19 protein-coding genes are annotated in these 20,008 nt (G+C 40.3%); 11 read left to right on the plus strand and 8 right to left on the minus strand.

What is annotated here, in order from left to right; all coding sequences use genetic code 11:
• The 5 genes from ileS to QMN06_RS10295 all read left to right on the plus strand — a co-directional run bounded on the left by ileS (position 1) and on the right by QMN06_RS10295 (position 6,448).
• Positions 1-2,841, plus strand: coding sequence for an isoleucine--tRNA ligase (gene ileS, locus QMN06_RS10275; RefSeq protein WP_281970027.1), 2,841 nt, complete (start codon positions 1-3; stop codon positions 2,839-2,841).
• 18 nt (positions 2,842-2,859) lie between these two features.
• The gene (lspA, locus tag QMN06_RS10280) at positions 2,860-3,369 is read left to right on the plus strand and encodes a signal peptidase II (RefSeq protein WP_281970028.1); all 510 of its coding nucleotides are present in this window, start codon (positions 2,860-2,862) and stop codon (positions 3,367-3,369) included.
• Between the two features lie 24 nt (positions 3,370-3,393).
• Entirely contained in the window at positions 3,394-4,626 is a 1,233-nt protein-coding gene (coaBC, locus tag QMN06_RS10285) for a bifunctional phosphopantothenoylcysteine decarboxylase/phosphopantothenate--cysteine ligase CoaBC (RefSeq protein WP_281971771.1), read from the plus strand.
• 5 nt (positions 4,627-4,631) lie between these two features.
• On the plus strand, positions 4,632-5,081 hold the full coding sequence (gene dut, locus QMN06_RS10290) for a dUTP diphosphatase (RefSeq protein ID WP_281970029.1): 450 nt from the start codon (positions 4,632-4,634) through the stop codon (positions 5,079-5,081).
• Positions 5,082-5,143: 62 nt separating this feature from the next.
• Entirely contained in the window at positions 5,144-6,448 is a 1,305-nt protein-coding gene (locus QMN06_RS10295; protein ID WP_281970030.1) for a dicarboxylate/amino acid:cation symporter, read from the plus strand.
• Between the two features lie 38 nt (positions 6,449-6,486).
• Here QMN06_RS10295 and clpA read toward each other — a convergent pair whose 3' ends face one another.
• Both clpA and clpS read right to left on the minus strand, forming a co-directional pair.
• The gene (gene clpA, locus QMN06_RS10300) at positions 6,487-8,787 is read right to left on the minus strand and encodes an ATP-dependent Clp protease ATP-binding subunit ClpA (protein WP_281970031.1); all 2,301 of its coding nucleotides are present in this window, start codon (positions 8,785-8,787) and stop codon (positions 6,487-6,489) included.
• Entirely contained in the window at positions 8,784-9,143 is a 360-nt protein-coding gene (gene clpS / locus QMN06_RS10305) for an ATP-dependent Clp protease adapter ClpS (protein ID WP_281970032.1), read from the minus strand. The genes clpA and clpS overlap by 4 nt, the downstream gene beginning before the upstream one ends.
• Before the next feature lie 280 nt (positions 9,144-9,423).
• Here clpS and QMN06_RS10310 point away from each other — a divergent pair, with 280 nt between their 5' ends.
• Positions 9,424-9,627, plus strand: a complete 204-nt coding sequence (locus QMN06_RS10310) for a cold-shock protein (RefSeq protein WP_281970033.1) — start codon at positions 9,424-9,426, stop codon at positions 9,625-9,627.
• A 111-nt stretch (positions 9,628-9,738) separates the two neighbouring features.
• Here the strand turns inward: QMN06_RS10310 and icd are convergent, their stop codons facing one another.
• Positions 9,739-10,989, minus strand: coding sequence for an NADP-dependent isocitrate dehydrogenase (gene icd / locus QMN06_RS10315; RefSeq protein WP_281970034.1), 1,251 nt, complete (start codon positions 10,987-10,989; stop codon positions 9,739-9,741).
• A gap of 245 nt (positions 10,990-11,234) precedes the next feature.
• On the opposite strand from icd, the gene QMN06_RS10320 reads away from it, so the two are divergent.
• The gene (locus tag QMN06_RS10320) at positions 11,235-11,660 is read left to right on the plus strand and encodes a DUF192 domain-containing protein (RefSeq protein ID WP_281970035.1); all 426 of its coding nucleotides are present in this window, start codon (positions 11,235-11,237) and stop codon (positions 11,658-11,660) included.
• Here the strand turns inward: QMN06_RS10320 and QMN06_RS10325 are convergent, their stop codons facing one another.
• Genes QMN06_RS10325 through argF form a run of 3 tightly spaced genes read right to left on the minus strand, consistent with a single transcriptional unit; the run spans position 11,661 to position 14,170 of the window.
• Positions 11,661-11,966 carry a pyrimidine/purine nucleoside phosphorylase gene (locus QMN06_RS10325; RefSeq protein WP_281970036.1) on the minus strand — a complete coding sequence of 102 codons (306 nt, stop codon included), beginning with the start codon at positions 11,964-11,966 and terminating at the stop codon, positions 11,661-11,663.
• 25 nt (positions 11,967-11,991) lie between these two features.
• Complete coding sequence (locus tag QMN06_RS10330) at positions 11,992-13,224, minus strand: argininosuccinate synthase (RefSeq protein ID WP_281970037.1); 1,233 nt, start codon at positions 13,222-13,224, stop codon at positions 11,992-11,994.
• Between the two features lie 13 nt (positions 13,225-13,237).
• Positions 13,238-14,170, minus strand: a complete 933-nt coding sequence (gene argF / locus QMN06_RS10335) for an ornithine carbamoyltransferase (protein ID WP_281970038.1) — start codon at positions 14,168-14,170, stop codon at positions 13,238-13,240.
• A gap of 120 nt (positions 14,171-14,290) precedes the next feature.
• Here argF and QMN06_RS10340 point away from each other — a divergent pair, with 120 nt between their 5' ends.
• Positions 14,291-14,596, plus strand: coding sequence for a DUF3579 domain-containing protein (locus QMN06_RS10340; protein WP_281970039.1), 306 nt, complete (start codon positions 14,291-14,293; stop codon positions 14,594-14,596).
• Positions 14,597-14,657: 61 nt separating this feature from the next.
• Here the strand turns inward: QMN06_RS10340 and rpsT are convergent, their stop codons facing one another.
• Positions 14,658-14,924, minus strand: a complete 267-nt coding sequence (gene rpsT / locus QMN06_RS10345) for a 30S ribosomal protein S20 (RefSeq protein WP_281970040.1) — start codon at positions 14,922-14,924, stop codon at positions 14,658-14,660.
• Positions 14,925-15,104: 180 nt separating this feature from the next.
• Here rpsT and murJ point away from each other — a divergent pair, with 180 nt between their 5' ends.
• Together murJ and QMN06_RS10355 are read left to right on the plus strand one after the other, a co-directional pair.
• The gene (murJ, locus tag QMN06_RS10350) at positions 15,105-16,664 is read left to right on the plus strand and encodes a murein biosynthesis integral membrane protein MurJ (protein ID WP_281970041.1); all 1,560 of its coding nucleotides are present in this window, start codon (positions 15,105-15,107) and stop codon (positions 16,662-16,664) included.
• Between the two features lie 3 nt (positions 16,665-16,667).
• Entirely contained in the window at positions 16,668-17,510 is an 843-nt protein-coding gene (locus tag QMN06_RS10355) for a tetratricopeptide repeat protein (protein WP_281970042.1), read from the plus strand.
• On the opposite strand, the gene QMN06_RS10360 is transcribed toward QMN06_RS10355, so the two are convergent.
• The gene (locus QMN06_RS10360) at positions 17,503-18,156 is read right to left on the minus strand and encodes a VTT domain-containing protein (RefSeq protein ID WP_348649150.1); all 654 of its coding nucleotides are present in this window, start codon (positions 18,154-18,156) and stop codon (positions 17,503-17,505) included. The two genes, QMN06_RS10355 and QMN06_RS10360, sit on opposite strands and share 8 nt — an antisense overlap.
• Positions 18,157-18,204: 48 nt before the next feature.
• On the opposite strand from QMN06_RS10360, the gene mutL reads away from it, so the two are divergent.
• On the plus strand, positions 18,205-20,007 hold the full coding sequence (gene mutL / locus QMN06_RS10365) for a DNA mismatch repair endonuclease MutL (RefSeq protein WP_281970044.1): 1,803 nt from the start codon (positions 18,205-18,207) through the stop codon (positions 20,005-20,007).
• Position 20,008: the final 1 nt, after the last annotated feature.

Genomic DNA, 20,008 nt, shown 5'->3' on the forward strand with positions numbered 1-20,008 from the left:
ATGTCTGATAACCAATACCCTGTCAATTTACTGGATACCCCTTTTCCGATGAGAGGGGACTTGCCTAAGCGTGAACCACGCTGGGTCAAAGAATGGCAAGAAAAAAATATTTATGGACTGATTCGCGCAGCGAGATCTGGTCAGAAAAAATTTATTTTGCATGATGGGCCTCCTTATGCAAATGGCAATATACATATTGGGCATGCGGTCAATAAAATTCTAAAAGACATGATCGTCAAAAGTAAAACCTTAATGGGTTTTGACGCAGTTTATGTTCCAGGCTGGGATTGTCATGGCATGCCCATCGAAATCCAAATTGAAAAAAAATACGGTAAAAACTTAAGTACAGCTGAAGTTCAAGCTAAAGCTCGTGCATATGCAAATGAGCAAATTGAGCAGCAAAAGAAAGATTTTGAAAGATTAGGCGTTCTTGGTGATTGGAAAAATCCTTATCTCACCATGAACTTTACCAATGAGGCAAATGAATTAAGAGCCCTTGCAAAAATCATGGAAAAGGGCTTCGTTTTCCGGGGGCTAAAACCAGTCAATTGGTGTTTTGACTGTGGTTCTGCATTGGCGGAAGCTGAAGTGGAGTATCAAGATAAAAAAGACCCTGCCATTGATGTTGGGTTTCGTGTTCCAGAAAACCAAAAAACTGCTCTTGCAAAAGTATTTGGAATCTCTGAATTTCCTCAAAAGGATGGACGCATTGTTATTTGGACCACAACTCCTTGGACCATTCCATCCAATCAAGCGCTGAATGTGCATCCAGAATTTGAATATGCTTTAGTGGATACTGGCTCGCAGTTATTAATTTTGGCAAAAGAAAGGGTGCAAGCCTGCCTGGAGTCTTATGGCCTAGAGGGTAAGGTCCTGGGAGTTTGTCTTGGACAAGCTCTTGAGAATTTTTCTTTCGAACACCCCTTAGCCTCACTTGATTCTGGATATCAACGACTATCTCCTGTTTATTGTGCGCAATACGTCACTTTGGATAGCGGTACGGGCATCGTGCATAGTGCTCCAGCGTACGGCGAAGAGGACTATAAGTCCTGTAAGGCTCATGGATTAAAAGACACTGACATTATTAGTCCTGTCATGAGTAATGGTGTCTATGCGAATAATCTGCCTTTGTTTGGTGGTCAATTTGTATGGAAAGCAAATCCGAATATTGTTCAAGCCTTATCTCAAGCAGGATCACTCATCAAGTCTATTGAGTTTACGCACTCCTACATGCATTGTTGGCGGCATAAAACCCCAATCATTTATAGGGCAACTTCGCAATGGTTTGCCAGCATGGACTTCAAACCTGCGGGTACTTCACACAGTGTGCGTGAGATGGCACTTGCCGGGATTGAGACGACTAACTTTTATCCCGCGTGGGGTAAACAACGCCTTCATGGCATGATTGCTAATCGCCCAGATTGGACTCTTTCAAGGCAAAGACAATGGGGTGTCCCCATGGCATTTTTTGTGCATAGGCAAACTGGGGAGCTTCATCCCAACACCTTGGAGCACATGGAAGCAATTGCCAAACTAATTGAGGTTCAGGGTATAGAGGCATGGCAGACCTTAGATATCCAGACTTTCTTGGGTGCAGATGCTGATCTTTATGAAAAAAATAAAGACACGTTAGATGTTTGGTTCGATTCAGGAAGTACGCATTGGCATGTCATTCGTGGTTCACACCGTCAAGAATTACATTCAGACAGTGATCGCTTGGCAGATTTATATTTAGAGGGTTCAGACCAGCACCGTGGTTGGTTTCATTCCTCACTATTAACTGGCGTCATGTTAAATGGTAATCCACCTTACAAAGCGCTGCTAACCCATGGCTTTACTGTCGATGGTAACGGCAGAAAAATGAGTAAATCTTTAGGTAATGTGATTGCTCCTCAAGAAGTGGCCGATAAGATGGGAGCTGAGATCATCCGTTTGTGGACAGCTTCTACAGACTATTCTGGTGAGATGACCATCTCTGATGAAATATTAAAGAGAGTGGTTGAATCATATCGTCGCATCAGAAACACATTACGCTTTTTACTGGCCAACGTCAGTGATTTTGATCAAAAACTGGAAGCAGTTGAGATTAATCAACTGCTCGAAATCGATCAATATATGCTCGCCTTAACATCTCAAGTCCAAGATGAGCTTTTGGCACTATATGATCGGTATGAGTTTCATACAGCAGTTTCTCGCATCATGTCATTTTGTACTGAGGACTTAGGGGGCTTTTATTTAGATATTTTAAAAGATCGTTTATATACCAATGCACCCAGTGCAAGTTCACGTAAAAGTGCTCAAACGGTTTTACATATCATCATAGACTCTATGTTGCATTGGATGGCACCATTCCTATCCTTTACTGCAGAGGAAGCTTGGCAATCGTTTAATCATAATCAACAACATTCAACAACTATTTTTACGTCGCAATATCAACCTGTTCCTACTTCCACTCAAGCCAATGAATTACTTCAGAAATGGAAAATCATTCGTGAAATCCGTCAAGATGTAACTAAGGCAATAGAAATTGAACGAGAAGCTGGTAAAGTTGGTTCTTCCCTGCAAGCAGAAATTACCATTGATGCGCCTCCTGAAGAGGCTGCAATATTAAAAAGTATTGGCCCTGAATTGAAGTTTGTACTGATTACCTCTCAGGCTGAGGTAATTACAACGACCTCCGGTACTCCTTTACAAGTTGCAGTAAGAGCCTCTTCGTTTTTAAAGTGCACCCGTTGCTGGCACTATACTCCAGCAGTAGGCAGTCTCCCATCGCACCCAGAGCTTTGCGAAAGATGTGATATTAATCTTCATGGTGCTGGTGAAAAACGACATTATGCATAGAAACTAAGGAGTAAAGTAATGGCTAAAGGTAGGTCTACATTTTCAAATCAAAAATCAAATGATTTCTTCATGTGGTTGTGTATTGCCATATTGGTCATCTTGATTGATCAAGCGACTAAATGGATCACTCTCAGTCAAATTGCTGAACATGGTACTCGTAAAATAACTTCTTTTTTGAATTGGGTACTTGTTTATAACCCTGGTGCAGCATTCTCATTTTTGGCAAATGAAGGTGGTTGGCAAAAATGGTTCTTTATTGGCATTGGATCCTTCGCAGTAATTGTGATGCTATGGCTTTTAAAACGCCATGCTAATCAGGGTATCTTTTGTTTTTCAATCTCTGTCATACTAGGTGGTGCAATAGGTAATTTAATAGACCGCTTTGCCCATGGCGCAGTTGTCGATTTTATTGATGTATATTATCAACAGTATCACTGGCCTGCATTTAATATTGCTGATAGCGCCATTACTTTGGGGACGGGCTTATTAATTATTGATGAGCTAATACGTGTAATCAAACGCCGTTGATTAAAAATGGAGAGTTCTACAATGATGTCTCTCAACAATAAAAAAATTCTGCTAGGTATTTCAGGTGGCATAGCTGCTTATAAATCTCCCGAACTTGTTCGTCAATTAATTAAGCAAGGTGCTCAAGTCCAGGTGGTGATGACTGAAGCAGCGACTCAATTTGTGACTCCAACCACGATGCAAGCAGTATCCGGAAATCCAGTATTTTTAAGTCAATGGGATACTCGTATCCCAAATGGTATGCCCCATATTGAACTCACAAGAGATGTCGATGCCATTTTGATCGCGCCTGCTAGTGCGGATTTTATGGCGAAGCTTTCTTTAGGTCTTGCAAATGACTTATTAAGTACCTTGTGTCTTGCCAAAGGCCATGAGTCACGGGGTGAAATTACGCCATGCCCTCTTCTCATCACACCAGCGATGAATCGTCAAATGTGGGAGCATGTGGCTACACAAAGAAGTGTGCAACGTTTATTGCAAGACCAAGTTACCCTATTAGGCCCTGCAAGTGGCGATCAGGCCTGCGGCGAAGTTGGTATGGGGCGCATGTTAGAGCCAATTGAAATCTGTGAGGCTTTAATTGCTTTTTTTCAACCAAAGCTACTGCAAGGCAAAAAAGTCCTGATTACTGCAGGTCCCACTTTTGAGGAGATCGATCCTGTCAGGGGTATTACAAACCGTAGCTCAGGAAAAATGGGGTTTGCCATTGCTAGAGCGGCAGTTGAGGCTGGTGCACAAGTTCAGTTAATCAGTGGCCCAGTTCATCTGGAAACTCCTTTAGCGTATCTTGGAAACATTCAAAGAGTCAATGTTCAAAGCGCTGCAGAAATGCATGCTGCGGTGATGTCGCAATCACATTGCGATATCTTTTTTAGTGTTGCAGCTGTAGCTGATTGGCGAGTAGGTCAAGTGGCACCTCAGAAAATAAAGAAGCAATCTGCATCAGAAACTCTTTCTTTAGAACTTGTGCAAAATCCAGATATTTTGTTTGAGTTTGCTAAAAGTCCTGTTGGTAAGACTGCTTTCTGTGTAGGCTTTGCCGCAGAATCAGAAAATATTGTCGAATATGGCAAAAAAAAGCTGATTGCAAAAAACATCCCCTTATTGATTGCCAATCATGGGCCAAGTACGTTTGGGGAAGATATCAATCAAGTAACCTTAATTGATACTCAAGGGGAGTTAAGTCTTGGTCCTTCTGACAAGCTTTCTCTGGCGCGGGATATTATTTTTCAAGTAGCGCAACGTTTATCACACTAAATCATATGCAAAAACTTCAAGTAAAAATTATGGATGAGCGGATGCGCTCTCAACTTCCTCAATATGCTACTCCTGGCAGTGCTGGATTAGATTTAAGAGCCTGCTTAGAAGAAGCGATTGATATTGCTCCTGGACAAACTCTACTTGTCCCTACAGGTATTTCTATTTACATTAATGATCCTCGGTACTGCGCTATGATCCTGCCTCGCTCTGGCCTTGGGCATAAGCATGGCATTGTCCTAGGTAATCTCGTGGGACTTATTGACTCAGACTATCAAGGGCAATTAATGGTCAGCACTTGGAATCGGGGCAATGCTAGCTTTCGATTAGAACCTATGGAGCGTTTGGCGCAACTTGTCATCGTTCCAGTCATGCAAATTGAATGGTCAATTGTTGATGAATTCGCAACCTCAGGCCGTGGTGAAGGTGGCTTTGGAAGTACTGGGAAAACTTAAACAAATTAGTCATATTGTGGGTATATATTAAATTAAAGAAAAACAAACTTTGAGACAAGAAAATGAAAAACATTCCACAAACCCTCATTATTTTAATTTGTATGGTGATTGGCATAGCTGTAGGTGCCATCATTCACAATTCAATTGATGATCCGGATCAAATAAAAGAAATTTCATCTTATTTTTCTATGTTGTCAGATATCTTTTTGACTCTGATTAAAATGATTATCGCGCCCCTTGTTTTTTCAACTCTGGTTGTGGGTATTGCTCATATGGGTGATGCGTCTTCTGTAGGTAGAATCTTCTTTAAATCTTTAGCGTGGTTTTTATCTGCATCATTAATTTCGTTGGTGTTAGGTTTAATCTTTGCAAATATTATGCAGCCAGGGGCAAATCTCAACCTCGCTCTTCCAGATGCGCATTTAAGTGCGAATTTAGCAACGAGTGAATTTACCCTTCAAGAATTCATTAAACATTTAATACCTAAATCCTTTGTTGATGCAATGGCCAAAAATGAGATTCTACAAATTGTCGTCTTCTCGATGTTTTTTGGTATTGCAATGGCATCGATTGGTGAAAAATCGAAATACTTATTGCATAGCATCGATGAACTCTCTCATGTCATGTTAAAAATTACTGGTTATGTCATGAAGTTTGCCCCTGTAGCCGTGTTTGCTGCTATGGCATCATCAGTTGCTATCAATGGGCTAGCTATCTTAGCTAAGTTTGCTATATTCATGATTGATTTTTATATCGCTTTATTTACCCTTTGGGCAGTTCTTATTTTTGCTGGATTTATATTCCTTGGTCCAAGGATCAAAAAACTTTTACTCAACATCAAAGAAGCATTTTTAATCTCCTTTGCTACAGCAAGTTCGGAAGCTGCATATCCAAAAATTCTTGAAGGTTTGGATCGCTTCGGTGTCAAAAGGAAAATATCCAGCTTTGTAATGCCACTTGGATATTCCTTTAACCTTGACGGCTCAATGATGTACTGTACATTTGCCTCTCTCTTTATTGCTCAAGCATATGGTATTCATCTTTCATTAGGTACCCAAATCACGATGCTCCTAATTTTGATGTTAACTTCAAAAGGAATGGCTGGGGTTCCTAGAGCATCATTAGTTGTTATTGCTGCCACCTTAAATCAATTCAACATTCCTGAAGCAGGCTTATTAATGATTCTTGGGGTAGATACCTTCCTCGATATGGGGCGCTCTGCAACCAATGCCGTTGGGAACTCAATCGCCTCAGCAGTCGTTGCAAAATGGGAAGGTGGCTTGTTGTCTGAAGAAGAAGCTGAGGCAAATGCAGCACTAATGGATCAAGAGCGCGATGCAAAATTACATGAAGTTAAGAACGTTTAATTGATGAAAAAGCCTCGTTTAACGAGGCTTTCTTCGTCTTACAATTCTTCAGTAGTTTCGGTAGATGCTGCCTTACCTTTGACCGCTGCCGCATGAATCTCCAAAATCACTTGATCCTCTGCATCGACATCCACCATCACAGTTCCACCATTCACTAACTTGCCAAACAATAACTCATCAGCCAAGGCTTTGCGTACCGTATCCTGAATAAGACGCTGCATTGGACGTGCGCCCATCAGCGGGTCAAAGCCTTTTTTAGCTAGATATGCGCGCAATCCCGAAGAGAAAGTGGCGTCTACTTTCTTCTCATGTAGTTGTTCTTCTAACTGCATGAGGAACTTATCGACGACACGCAGAATAATCGACTCATCAAGGGCTTTAAATGAAACAATCGCATCTAAACGATTGCGAAACTCTGGGGTAAACAACTTCTTGATATCTGCCATTTCGTCGCCAGATTCACGAGGATTTGTAAAGCCAATCGTGGCTTTATTCATCGTCTCAGCACCAGCATTAGTTGTCATGATAATGATGACATTTCTGAAATCAGCTTTACGCCCATTGTTATCTGTCAAAGTGCCATGATCCATCACCTGTAACAAAATATTAAAGATATCCGGATGAGCTTTTTCAATTTCGTCTAGCAGCAATACACAATGTGGTTTTTTATTAACGCCTTCAGTTAATAATCCACCCTGATCAAAACCAACATATCCTGGGGGAGCACCAATCAATCGACTCACTGCATGACGTTCCATATACTCAGACATGTCAAAACGCAAGAGCTCAACGCCCATAATAAAAGCTAACTGCTTTGCAACCTCAGTTTTACCAACGCCAGTGGGTCCTGAGAATAAGAATGAACCAATTGGCTTGTCGACCTTACCTAAACCAGCTCTAGCCATTTTAATCGCTGATGCAAGGGCTTCAATTGCAGGATCTTGCCCAAAGACAACACTTTTTAAATCACGGTCTAAAGTTTGTAACTTGCTGCGATCATCCACGCTGACAGACTGTGCCGGAATTCGAGCGATTTTAGAAACAATATCTTCAATCTCTAAGCGTCCAATCGTTTTCTTTTGTTTAGATTTTGGCAAGATACGTTGCGCCGCACCAGCTTCATCAATCACATCAATCGCTTTATCTGGCAACTGACGATCATTGATATAACGCGAGGAAAGCTCTGCAGCGGCACTTAACGCACTTTGCGAGTACTTGACCCCATGATGCTCCTCAAAACGCGACTTGAGTCCGCGCAGGATCTGTACAGTCTGATCTACTGAAGGCTCAAGAACATCAATTTTCTGGAATCTTCTGGACAAAGCTGCATCTTTTTCAAAGATACCTCGATATTCTGTAAATGTCGTAGCGCCAATACACTTTAATTGACCACTAGATAAAGCAGGTTTTAACAAGTTACTTGCGTCCAAAGTACCACCTGACGCTGCACCAGCCCCAATCAAGGTATGGATTTCATCAATAAACAATACTGCGTGCACATTGTCTTTTAATGATTTCAAGACGGCCTTTAAGCGTTGCTCAAAATCACCTCGATATTTTGTACCAGCAAGTAAGGCACCCATGTCTAAAGAGTACACAATTGCTTCTTTTAAAATGTCTGGCACTTCACCTTGTGTGATTCTCCAAGCAAGTCCCTCAGCAATCGCTGTTTTACCTACACCAGCTTCACCCACCAATAGTGGGTTATTTTTTCTGCGACGGCACAATATTTGTATCACTCTCTCAACTTCGTGTTCACGTCCAATGAGCGGATCTATCTTTCCTTGGCGAGCCAATACATTGAGATTTTGTGTATATTGCTCTAGTGGACTATCTTTTCCACCATTATTAGGATCATCTGTTTCTGTGCCAGCTGACTCTGGTTTTGGAGAGTCTGGTTGATCTTTACGAATGCCGTGACTGATGAAGTTCACAACATCTAAGCGGGTTACTCCTTGCTGTTGAAGGTAATACACAGCATGAGAATCTTTTTCACCAAAAATGGCAACTAATACGTTAGCTCCAGTCACTTCTTTCTTACCACTTGATGTGGATTGAACATGCATAATGGCACGTTGTATGACTCGCTGAAAACCAAGTGTGGGTTGAGTATCAACTTCCTCAGTGCCAGGAACAATGGGGGTATTGTCGTTGATGAAGTTCTTCAATTGTGCACGAAGGTCTGCAATACTAACTGCGCAGGCCTTTAAAACTTCAACAGCAGTGGCATTATCCAATAGGGCACTTAATAAATGTTCTACCGTAATGAACTCATGACGCGCAGCACGCGCATCCACAAAAGCCATATGTAAACTGACTTCTAGTTCTTGGGCAATCATACTTCCTCCATCATGCATTGCAAAGGGTGGCCCGATTTACGGGAAATTTCTGTTACGTGGGCTACTTTTGTTGCTGCTACATCATGTGTATAAACACCACATACACCTTTTCCTTCTATATGTACTTGTAACATAATTCTGGTCGCTGTTTCCTGATCTTTATGAAAATATTCTTGAATCACCATCACCACAAACTCCATAGGCGTGAAGTCGTCATTTAACAAAACCACTTTATAAAGTGGTGGAGGCTCAACTTTTTTGACCTCACGATCTAAAACAGTAGCCCTATCATCACCTGTCAAGGGTAAAGAAGGATTAATGGCTAGAATCGTATTTTTGCTTAATTTCGTGTTCATACCTAGATTCTAATCATTTGATCAATTTACTGTTTTTTTTACGTGTTTAGAGATTAAATTTTCTTTAAAACTGCCACATTATTCATAATTTAACAAAAAATGTGTTCTTTTAGGGCAAATACTAATGCTTTTTGACATATTACACCTTGACATAATGCCGATAAAGGAAAACAATCCATAGTATGTGTATTAGTAGTTTTATACACGAGGCTTGTAGATGTGTTGGCTTTAATGTTTTTCACGCTTCAAGATTGATTCTTTAAAATGTAACGGAGTTCGAATGGCAACCGGTGTCGTAAAATGGTTTAATGATGCAAAAGGTTTTGGTTTTATCAAACCTGATGATGGCGAAGAAGAGTTATTTGCTCACTTTAGCGCAATTACAATGGCGGGTTTTAAAACCCTCAAAGAAGGTCAAAAAGTTACCTTTGATATTACTCAAGGCCCAAAAGGCAAACAAGCTACCAATATTCAAGGTGCTTAATTGAGTTAATCCTTTATAGGATGTTGGACAAAAACCCCTTTAAGGGGTTTTTTTGTTTTGGAGTATTGTGAAAATTTGACAGCCCCTATTTCGGGACTGTCAAAAGGTACATTACATATTATCAATCATGACTTGGCCAAAGCCTGAGCATGACACTTGTGTAGCGCCTTCCATTAAGCGAGCAAAGTCATAAGTAACTTTCTTGGAAAGAATAGATTTTTCCATTGAGTGAATAATTGCGTCAGCAGCTTCAAACCAACCCATATGACGCAACATCATTTCTGCGGAAAGAATCTCAGATCCTGGATTTACATAATCCTTACCGGCATATTTCGGTGCAGTACCATGGGTAGCTTCAAACATGGCAATCGTATCTGATAAGTTTGCACCTGGTGCAATACCAATTCCGCCAACTTGAGCAGCTAAAGCATCAGATACATAGTCGCCATTTAAGTTGAGGGTTGCAATGACGCTATATTCATTTGGACGTAAAAGGATTTGTTGTAAGAATGCATCAGCAATAACGTCCTTGATGATAATTTCCTTACCAGTCTTCGGATTCTTCATCTTGCACCATGGGCCACCATCAATCAGTTCAGCGCCAAACTCTTTTTGGGCAATTTCATAACCCCAGTCACGGAATCCACCTTCGGTAAATTTCATGATGTTACCTTTGTGAACTAAAGTCATAGAAGGCTTGTCATTGTCAATTGCATACTGAATGGCTTTACGCACTAAACGGAAAGTGCCTTCTTTTGAAACAGGCTTAATACCAATAGACGAAGTATCTGGGAAACGAATCTTCTTAACGCCCATTTCTTTGACGAGAAAATCAATGACTTTCTTTGCGCCATCAGTGCCGGACATCCACTCAATACCAGCATAGATATCTTCTGAGTTTTCACGGAAAATCACCATGTTGGTTTTTTCTGGCTCTTTAACTGGTGAAGGTGTGCCTTTGAAATAACGTACTGGACGTAAACAAACATAAAGATCCAACTCTTGACGAAGTGCTACGTTCAATGAACGAATACCACCACCAACTGGAGTGGTTAATGGGCCTTTAATCGACACAACATATTTTTTAACAGCGTCTAATGTTTCCTCTGGAAGCCATACATCTGGACCATAAATTTTGGTAGCTTTTTCACCTGCGAAAACTTCCATCCATGAAATCTTCTTTTTGCCGCCGTATGCTTTTTCAACAGCAGCATCAACAACCTTAATCATCACAGGAGTAATGTCAAAGCCAGTTCCATCTCCCTCAATATAAGGAATAATTGGATTGTCAGGTACATTAATAGAAAAATCTGCATTAACGGTAATTTGTTCGCCGGCTGGAACCTGAATATGCTTATACATTTAAAAAACTCTCCTAATTGATATCAATTTATTTATTAAATTCGTTGTGTTGTAGGTCTTTAAATTAAATACATGTCGTGTCTAGCATTTCTCTTCAACATGAACACTCATTCATTAATTTAATGTCTTATTATTACAAATTAAATGGCTGGTCTTCTAAAATCTTTATAAATAGACGATATTTAAGATAATTTAATTTCTAAGTCCATTCATTTTGTTTTAAATACTTCAATTTCTAAGGACATATGTTGAAAATTTTTATCACCTCAGTGTTGGCAATCTGGCCATATTTTGCCTACAGCTCTGCTTTACCTGTGATTGACTTAAAGATTGACAAAAACATCATCAAAGCAGAGGTTGCCAGTACCGCGCCAAGCCAACAATTAGGTTTGATGTACCGAAAGTCCATGCCCGAACAAAGTGGCATGCTATTCGTATTCGAGCAAAAAGCAGGGCATTGTTTTTGGATGAAAAACACGCTTTTACCTTTATCGATCGCATTTATTGATGACGATGGCAAAATTGTGAATATTGAAATAATGAAGCCTCAATCTGAGGAAAACCACTGCCCCTTAAAGCCAATTCGATATGCTTTAGAAATGAATGTCAATTGGTTTGAGCAAAGAAAAATCGGGGCGGGTAAATTCGTGGGGGGATTACCGAAACCCTAATTATCCAAAGTGACAGACGTAGTGAAATGGTGACTCTACACGAATCTCAAAGTACCCGCCAGCATCTACTTCCCAACTCTGTCCAGTAGTAAATGTAAGTTCTGGGCCGCCATTGATGGCAACAAATGCATGCCCATCAACAACTTCCATGATTTCTTTTGTGCTTAAATCAAATCGTAATGTACTAGGCAAAATAACGCCCACTGACTTACGGGTTCCGTCCGCTAATGTAACGGTATGTGACACGCATTTACCGTCAAAAAACACATTTGCTTTTTTTCCTACAGATACTTGATCAAATTGCATTTGCTCTATCCTTTTATGTTTCAAATTACTTCGTCATTCTTTTACGTCTTGCAATTTCTGCAATCCGCATACGTAAGGCGTTTAACTTGATAAATCCGCCTGCATCTGCTTGGTTATAAGCTCCTCCGTCATCATCAAAAGTAGCAATGTTTTGATCAAACAAGGTATTGGATGAGTTGCGAGACAACACAGAAACTGAACCTTTATATAACTTCAGTTTCACAAATCCATTCACCATTTGTTGCGTGTGGTCAATCAATGTTTGCAATGCAATTCTTTCTGGGGACCACCAGTATCCGTTATAGATTAAGCTGGCATAACGCGGCATCAAATCATCTTTCAAATGAGCTACTTCACGGTCTAAGGTAATACTCTCAATACCACGATGCGCTTTAAGCAAAATCGTTCCGCCAGGGGTTTCATAGCACCCTCTACTCTTCATCCCAACAAAGCGGTTTTCAACCAAATCTAAGCGTCCAATGCCATGCTTACCACCAAGTTCATTTAGCTTGGCAAGTAATGTATGTGGCGCCATACGCTGTCCATCAATGGCTACTAAATCACCGTTGGCAAATTCAAGTTCAATTTCTTCCGGTTGATCTGGAGCTTTTTCGGGAGAAACTGTCCAACGCCACATGGACTCTTCGGCCTTGGCATTTGGATCCTCTAAATGCCTTCCTTCAAAGCTAATATGTAACAGATTTGCATCCATAGAATATGGCGCACCGCCTTGTTTATGCTTCATTTCAACGGGGATGCCATGTTTTTCTGCATAGGCAAGTAATTTTTCACGTGAAAGTAAATCCCATTCACGCCAAGGAGCAATCACTTTAATTCCAGGCTCTAGAGCGTAATATCCTAGCTCAAAGCGAACTTGATCATTGCCCTTACCAGTTGCCCCATGTGATACTGAATCTGCTCCAGTCATACGTGCAATTTCAATTTGACGCTTGGCAATTAATGGCCTTGCAATCGAAGTTCCTAAAAGATACTCACCTTCGTATATCGTATTTGCGCGAAACATGGGAAAAACAAAATCTCTAACAAATTCTTCACGTAAGTCATCAATAAAGATGTTTTCTGGTTTAATACCGAATTGCAATGCCTTGGCTCTTGCCGGCTCTAATTCTTCACCTTGACCAAGGTCTGCAGTAAAGGTCACAATCTCACATTGATAGGTATCTTGCAACCATTTCAAAATCACGCTGGTGTCTAATCCGCCAGAGTACGCTAAAACTACTTTATTTATATCTGCCATCTTTATTTACCAATTAATTAAATTTTCCACACAATAAAAACTCCATCAGCGCTTTTTGAACATGCAAACGGTTTTCTGCTTCTTGCCATACGACACTTTGGGGACCATCGATAACTCCACTAGAAACCTCTTCCCCTCGATGGGCCGGTAAACAGTGCATAAAAACCGCATCATGCTGGGCAACTGACATCTTTTGTTCATCCACAATCCAACGTTCAAAAGCGCTTAAACGCTCTTGGTTCTCTTTTTCGTATCCCATACTTGTCCAAACATCGGTCGTTACCAAATGCGCGCCTTTACAAGCATCTAAAGGGTCCTCAAAAATGTCTAAATGTTTTTCCTCTGCAGAACTAACACGGCTCATATCTAGCGGGTAGTTTTTAGGTCCAGAAAAGTGGAGTTTAAAATTTAAAATTCGCGCTGCTTGCAACCAGGTATAAGCCATATTATTTGCATCACCAATCCAAGTCACTGTTTTTCCGGAAATATCTCCTCTTAACTCATGGAAAGTAAAAATATCGGCCAATACTTGGCATGGATGAAACTCATTAGTTAAACCATTGATAACAGGAACCCTAGAATTTGCAGCAAAACGCTCCAATATATCTTGTCCAAAGGTCCGAATCATAATGATGTCAGTCATTCTGGAAATCACCTGTGCAGCATCCTCAACAGGCTCACCACGACCCAATTGGGTGTCTCGGGTATTTAAATAAACTGCATGACCACCTAATTGAAACATACCCGCCTCAAAAGATAATCGTGTTCTTGTGGAATGCTTTTCAAAAATCATGGCCAAGGTTCGGTCATGCAGGGGATGCCATGTTTCATACCCCTTAAATTTTTCTTTCAAAACTTTAGAACGATTTAAAATGTAAGCGTAATCATCTGCACTAAAGTCTGCAAATTGAAGGTAATGGCGCAACGGTACTTTTAATTGAGTCATAAGAAATTATGAATGATTTAAATAGGTATTGTATTCAATCAATCCTGTTAAAAAATATTTTTAGCAATCTTTATCGGCTATAGTCTGTAATGATGCATCTAATCTTCTCATTTACACAAATTGACACATAAACAATTTCTCATTCAAGGTCTTACATCTAAGGGTAAGGTTTTTAGGCCAAGTGATTGGATTGATCGATTATGCGGTGTAATGGCCCCCTTTAGACCTAAATCTGACCTTGGTGACCCAAGGTTCACTCACTCACCCTACGTTCGTCCTGAAATGATTAATGGTGTTAAATGTGTCATGGTTGATGAAAGACTTCGTGATATTGATCCCAGGGCATTAGATTTTGTCTTAGGCTTTGCAAAAGATAATGATTTGGTTCTCAGCGAAATTTGTGAACTTCCAAGCTCGAATACGTAATACGACCTTTAAAAATTAAAAATCCGCCTAGGGCGGATTCTTTACTAAGCCAACAGTAATATTAGCTTGTCATGCCCTTGATAGCGGCAGATAAGCGTGACTTTTGACGTGAGGCAGTATTCTTGTGAATAATTTTCTTGTCAGCGATTTGATCAATCGTTGATTGTGCTGCTAAAAATACTTTAGCTGCAGCCTCTTTATCGCCAGCGGTTACAGCTTTGCGTACTGATTTGATTGCAGTTCTTAAGCGTGAACGTAAGCTAGAATTGTGAGCGTTTTGCTTCACTGCTTGACGAGCGCGTTTACGAGCTTGTGCGGTATTTGCCATATTTTTACTCTATTTCTTTTCAAAAACAAATGCATTTAAAGGCATTCATTACTATTATTAAGGTTAATTATCCTAACATTCCGATGAACATCCATCGAAGGTGTTTGAAAAACATAATCCATTATTATAACTGAACAAAGAAATTTTGACTAGCCCCTTTAAATCAACGAAACTAGAGACGTGAATCTTTTATCTGCCGCCGCAAAGGTCAGTAGTATGACTATGCTTTCCCGAGTTTTGGGACTCGTGAGGGAAACTCTTATTGCTAGGGCTTTTGGAGCCTCTGAAATGACGGATGCCTTTAATGTAGCCTTTCGGATTCCAAATTTACTCAGGCGACTATTTGCAGAAGGTGCCTTTTCTCAAGCATTTGTTCCTATTTTAGGCGAAGTTAGTGCTAAAAATGGCGAAAAAGCCACAAAAGAGCTTATTGACGTTGTTGCGACACTACTTTTTTGGAGCTTACTAATTGCTGTAATCATTGGCGTCGTCTTTGCACCTTATTTAGTACTCATGATTGCCTCTGGCTTTAAGTCCTCCGACACATACTCCATGAGCGTTGTTTTAACACGCTTGATGTTTCCCTATATTGGCTTTATTTCGATGGTTTCGCTTGCTGCAGGAATTCTGAATACCCATAAAAAGTTTTTAATTCCCGCTTTTACTCCTGTTTTGCTGAATTTAGGCATGATTACTGGATCTCTCGTTATTGCCCCCTATTTTTCTACGCCGATTTATGGCCTTGGTGTTGGTGTAATGCTAGGCGGTATTTTGCAATTAGCAATTCAGATACCTGCATTACTCCGAGTCGGGATGATGCCCAAAATTGGCTTGGGCATTCAAACCATCCGTGCTGCTTTAAAAAACCCTGAAGCAATCAGAATCTTAAAATTAATGGGGCCTGCCATATTTGCTGTCTCTGTAAGCCAACTCTCATTAATTATTAATACCAATATTGCTTCGCATCTTCAGGCGGGAAGTGTTTCTTGGTTATCGTATGCCGATCGCTTAATGGAGTTCCCAACGGCATTGCTTGGAGTTGCAGTTGGAACAGTCCTGTTACCAAGTTTGAGTCGTGCAAATGCCAATGGCGATCTTGAACAATCAAAAAACCTAATGAGTTGGGGTATTCGTTTAACCTTTGTAATGGCAACTCCCGCAGCTATAGCGCTTTTTATCTTTGGGACACCGATGGCAGCAAGTCTGTACCATTATGGTAAATTTACAGCCCATGATGTCGATATGACGCGGATGGCTTTACAGGCCTATGGCGTAGGTTTAATTGGTCTGATTCTGATTAAAATTTTAGCGCCTGGGTTTTATGCAAAACAAGATATCCGTACTCCAGTAAAAATTGGTCTGATTGTTTTAATTTTTACTCAGTGCTTGAATCTAATTTTTGTACCTTACTTTGCCCATGCAGGTCTTGCACTGTCGATTGGCATTGGTGCTTGTTTAAATGCGGCACTCCTTTGGATAGGTCTCGCTAAAAAAGGTCATATGCTAGCAAGCAATCAAGCGTGGATTTCCTTTTTCTTACGCCTCGTTGTTGCCCTTTTGGCTTTTGGTGTGATTCTTTTTTGGGGTTCTCAAAATCATGATTGGATTAGTCTTGCAGATGCTCCGTTGAAAAGAATAGGCTTGATGTTAGGATGGGGAATTTTTGCAATAATGATATATATTCTTGTTCTGAAAGTCTGTGGATTTCGCTTCAAAGAATTCATCCGTCACACTCATTAATTTATGCCAACGAAACAATTAGACTACTTCAAATCACTTGTTGCAGATGATGCTCATTTCCCACTTACAGAGGCTGCAATTGCTGTTGGTCAACATGCCTATCCATCATTAGATGTGCAACAAACTTTAGATGATATTGATCAACTGGTACTCAAATTAAAGTCTCGTTTTACTGCTGAAACGACTGACTTACAAAAACTACAATATCTGAAGTATTTCTTTTTTCAGGAAATGCATTTTGGTCTTAATACCAATGATTACTATGACCCTGAAAACTCTTATCTTCACAGTTTGATTGAACATCGGCGAGGAATACCCATTTCTTTAGCCCTTTTGTTGATGGAGTTTGGAAATCAAATTGATATTCAAATTCGCGGAATTTCATTTCCAAATCATTTTTTAGTACGAATTTCACTCCCTCAAGGTGAGGTGGTGATGGACCCAACAACGGGTTCTTCTTTATCTAAAAATGAGTTACAAGCCATGCTAGACCCATACTTAGATGCAAAAGGATATCGAGGAGAACTTTCCTTGCCGCTTAGTTTATTTTTAAGAAGCTCAAGCCCTAGAGAAATTTTGTCACGCTTTTTAAGGAATTTAAAAGCTGTATATAGTCACCAAGATCGGTGGGAGCGATTACTTAGCATTCAAGAAAGATTGGTCCTGCTTTTACCAAGTGAAACTGAAGAGGTTCGTGATCGTGGATTAGCCTTTGCACAACTTGACTACGTTCGTCCTGCAATTAATGATTTGCACTTTTATTTAGAAAAAAATCCTGAAGCAAAAGATGTTGTTGAAATTAAAATGCACCTTGAAGATTTAGAAAAATCCCTAAAAGCTAGTTAATTTTTTTCTTGAATAAGGGCTGTATAAAACGCCACAAACCAGCAATAATTGTGGGGATAATAGCTGCAAGAGCTCCAACTAAAACGATTTCATTGAGGTTGTCTCTTATGATAGGTAAGTTTCCAAAAAAGTAACCGCAAACCGTTAATATCCCACTCCATAAAATAGCACCAATGATGTTATAGGTCTGAAATTTTTGATGATCCATGTGGGAAACACCAGCAACAAAAGGGGCAAAGGATCTCACTAAAGGTACAAACCTCGCCAAAATAATGGTTTTGCCACCATGTTTCTCAAAAAATAAATGTGTTTTTTCTAAAGCTGTTTGATCAATCCATTTGGCCTTGGTGATATCTATTCGGTCTACTAAATAGTGACCAACCCAAAAATTGACCGTATTACCAAGTACTGCAGAAATAATAATGACGAGATTTAAGATGACTAAGCTTAATTGACCACTAGCGCAAAAGGCGCCTGCGGCAAATAGCAACGTATCTCCTGGTAAAAATGGAAAAACAACAAAACCAGTTTCAGTAAAAATTATGAGGCTAAGAATAGCGTATGCCAAGGTCCCATACTCGCCGAGATGGTCCCCAATATGCATGACAAACTGAAATAAAGAAATTAATTGATCCACGTTCGACATCTTAACAGTTTCAATCGACAATCGACATTATCATGAGAAAATGAATTCATGAGAAATCCAATTCGCACACTTCCAGATCAATTAATCAGTCAGATTGCTGCTGGAGAAGTTATCGAGCGACCAAGTGCCGTTGTGAAAGAACTTCTTGAAAATGCCATCGATGCACATGCAACAGCTTTGGATATTCGTCTTGAAGAAGGTGGCACTACAAGAATTGTCATCTCAGATGATGGTCAGGGCATCCCGGCTCCAGAGCTTAAGCTTGCATTAACACGTCATGCTACCAGTAAAATTTATAGCTTAGAGGACTTAGAGTCTGTCATGACTATGGGCTTCAGAGGTGAAGCCCTTGCCTCCATTGCATCTGTTGCTAATGTCACCCTGACAACAAGAACTGCGAATGATGAGCATGCAAATTTAATCAGTAACTCCACACTTGAGATTAAACCTGCTGCAGGTGATTTTGGGACGCGCATTGATGTCCAAGATTTATTTTTTAATACTCCAGCGCGACGTAAGTTTTTAAAGTCCTCGGCAACTGAATTTGGTCATTGCCTAGAGGCGATCCGACGCTGCGCTTTAGCCAATCCTCATGTCGGTTTTTCGGTATGGCACAACGGTAAACCTCTACATCGCTGGTCTTCCGGTACTTTAGATAAAAGAGCCGATGATATATTGGGCGTCGAGTTTCATGAAGCAAAGTTAGCATTAGAAGTTGGTACTGATCTGATTCAACTCCATGGTTTCATTGGCGCACCAACAGCAAGTAGAGCCAGAGCAGATCAACAATATATATTTGTTAATCATCGATTCATTAAAGATAAATTAATTAATCATGCTATCCGCAGCGCCTATCAGGACGTTCTTCATGGTGATCGGCAACCTATCTTATTACTGAATTTATCTATTCAACCTGAACTTGTTGATGTCAATGTTCATCCCGCAAAAATTGAAGTGCGTTTTCGGGATAGTCGTGCAGTCCATCAATTTGTCTACCATTCAATTAAAGATCGTTTATCTCATGGTGCAGGACAAGCACAAGCATCATCAACTGCGAATATGAATTATGTTACTAGCCCTATTCCAAATTCCACTTCTTTAACAAATCAGAACTCGTTTGTTAGCTCTCAAACTCCTCGTTATCAGCAACCGATGCAATTTACTCTCCCGAACAACTCTATCAAGGAATCAATGATTCAGCTATTGGGTGAAAGGAATCGAAATGAATCGGCCTCTTCAAACTTTTCATCTCCTGCTCAAGAAAATCACCATTACCCACTGGGGTATGCAATTGCGCAAATTGCTGGAATTTATATTCTGGCGCAAAACCAAAATGGTTTAGTTCTGGTTGATATGCATGCCGCTCATGAACGAGTTTTATATGAAAAATTAAAAACTGATTTACAAGGTCAAGTGGCCATACAAACTCTCTTAGTTCCTGCTGTCATGCATGTGAGCTCTCTCGAAATTTCTCTAATCAACGACAATCAATCTGCTCTCGGTGAATTAGGCTTTGACATCACGATATTGGGTCCTGAACAAATTTGTATCCGATCGATTCCAGCCCTTTTAAATAAGGCAGAACCTACGGCGTTAGTGCGCTCACTCATTAATGATTTAGATGAAGTAGGATCTTCTGGCGTTATTGATTCGGCTAAGCATGAACGCCTAGCTACTAAAGCTTGCCATGCAGCAGTTCGCGCACATCGAATCTTAACTATTCCAGAAATGAATGCCCTCCTAAGACAAATGGAAACAACTGACCGAGCCGATCAATGCAATCATGGTCGCCCCACCTGGATTCAGTTAAGTGTGCAAGATTTAGATAAGTTCTTTTTAAGAGGTCGCTAAA

Source organism: Polynucleobacter sp. SHI8 (assembly GCF_027944005.1).
Classification (GTDB): Bacteria; Pseudomonadota; Gammaproteobacteria; order Burkholderiales; family Burkholderiaceae; genus Polynucleobacter.

What these genes read in the sequence shown, in the direction of transcription:
- ileS (WP_281970027.1), top strand. Translation starts at nt 1, where the DNA reads ATGTCTGATAACCAATACCCTGTCAATTTACTGGATACCCCTTTTCCG.
- lspA (WP_281970028.1), top strand. Translation starts at nt 2,860, where the DNA reads ATGGCTAAAGGTAGGTCTACATTTTCAAATCAAAAATCAAATGATTTC.
- coaBC (WP_281971771.1), top strand. Translation starts at nt 3,394, where the DNA reads ATGTCTCTCAACAATAAAAAAATTCTGCTAGGTATTTCAGGTGGCATA.
- dut (WP_281970029.1), top strand. Translation starts at nt 4,632, where the DNA reads ATGCAAAAACTTCAAGTAAAAATTATGGATGAGCGGATGCGCTCTCAA.
- QMN06_RS10295 (WP_281970030.1), top strand. Translation starts at nt 5,144, where the DNA reads ATGAAAAACATTCCACAAACCCTCATTATTTTAATTTGTATGGTGATT.
- clpA (WP_281970031.1), bottom strand. Translation starts at nt 8,787, where the DNA reads ATGATTGCCCAAGAACTAGAAGTCAGTTTACATATGGCTTTTGTGGAT.
- clpS (WP_281970032.1), bottom strand. Translation starts at nt 9,143, where the DNA reads ATGAACACGAAATTAAGCAAAAATACGATTCTAGCCATTAATCCTTCT.
- QMN06_RS10310 (WP_281970033.1), top strand. Translation starts at nt 9,424, where the DNA reads ATGGCAACCGGTGTCGTAAAATGGTTTAATGATGCAAAAGGTTTTGGT.
- icd (WP_281970034.1), bottom strand. Translation starts at nt 10,989, where the DNA reads ATGTATAAGCATATTCAGGTTCCAGCCGGCGAACAAATTACCGTTAAT.
- QMN06_RS10320 (WP_281970035.1), top strand. Translation starts at nt 11,235, where the DNA reads ATGTTGAAAATTTTTATCACCTCAGTGTTGGCAATCTGGCCATATTTT.
- QMN06_RS10325 (WP_281970036.1), bottom strand. Translation starts at nt 11,966, where the DNA reads ATGCAATTTGATCAAGTATCTGTAGGAAAAAAAGCAAATGTGTTTTTT.
- QMN06_RS10330 (WP_281970037.1), bottom strand. Translation starts at nt 13,224, where the DNA reads ATGGCAGATATAAATAAAGTAGTTTTAGCGTACTCTGGCGGATTAGAC.
- argF (WP_281970038.1), bottom strand. Translation starts at nt 14,170, where the DNA reads ATGACTCAATTAAAAGTACCGTTGCGCCATTACCTTCAATTTGCAGAC.
- rpsT (WP_281970040.1), bottom strand. Translation starts at nt 14,924, where the DNA reads ATGGCAAATACCGCACAAGCTCGTAAACGCGCTCGTCAAGCAGTGAAG.
- QMN06_RS10355 (WP_281970042.1), top strand. Translation starts at nt 16,668, where the DNA reads ATGCCAACGAAACAATTAGACTACTTCAAATCACTTGTTGCAGATGAT.
- QMN06_RS10360 (WP_348649150.1), bottom strand. Translation starts at nt 18,156, where the DNA reads ATGTCGAACGTGGATCAATTAATTTCTTTATTTCAGTTTGTCATGCAT.
- mutL (WP_281970044.1), top strand. Translation starts at nt 18,205, where the DNA reads ATGAGAAATCCAATTCGCACACTTCCAGATCAATTAATCAGTCAGATT.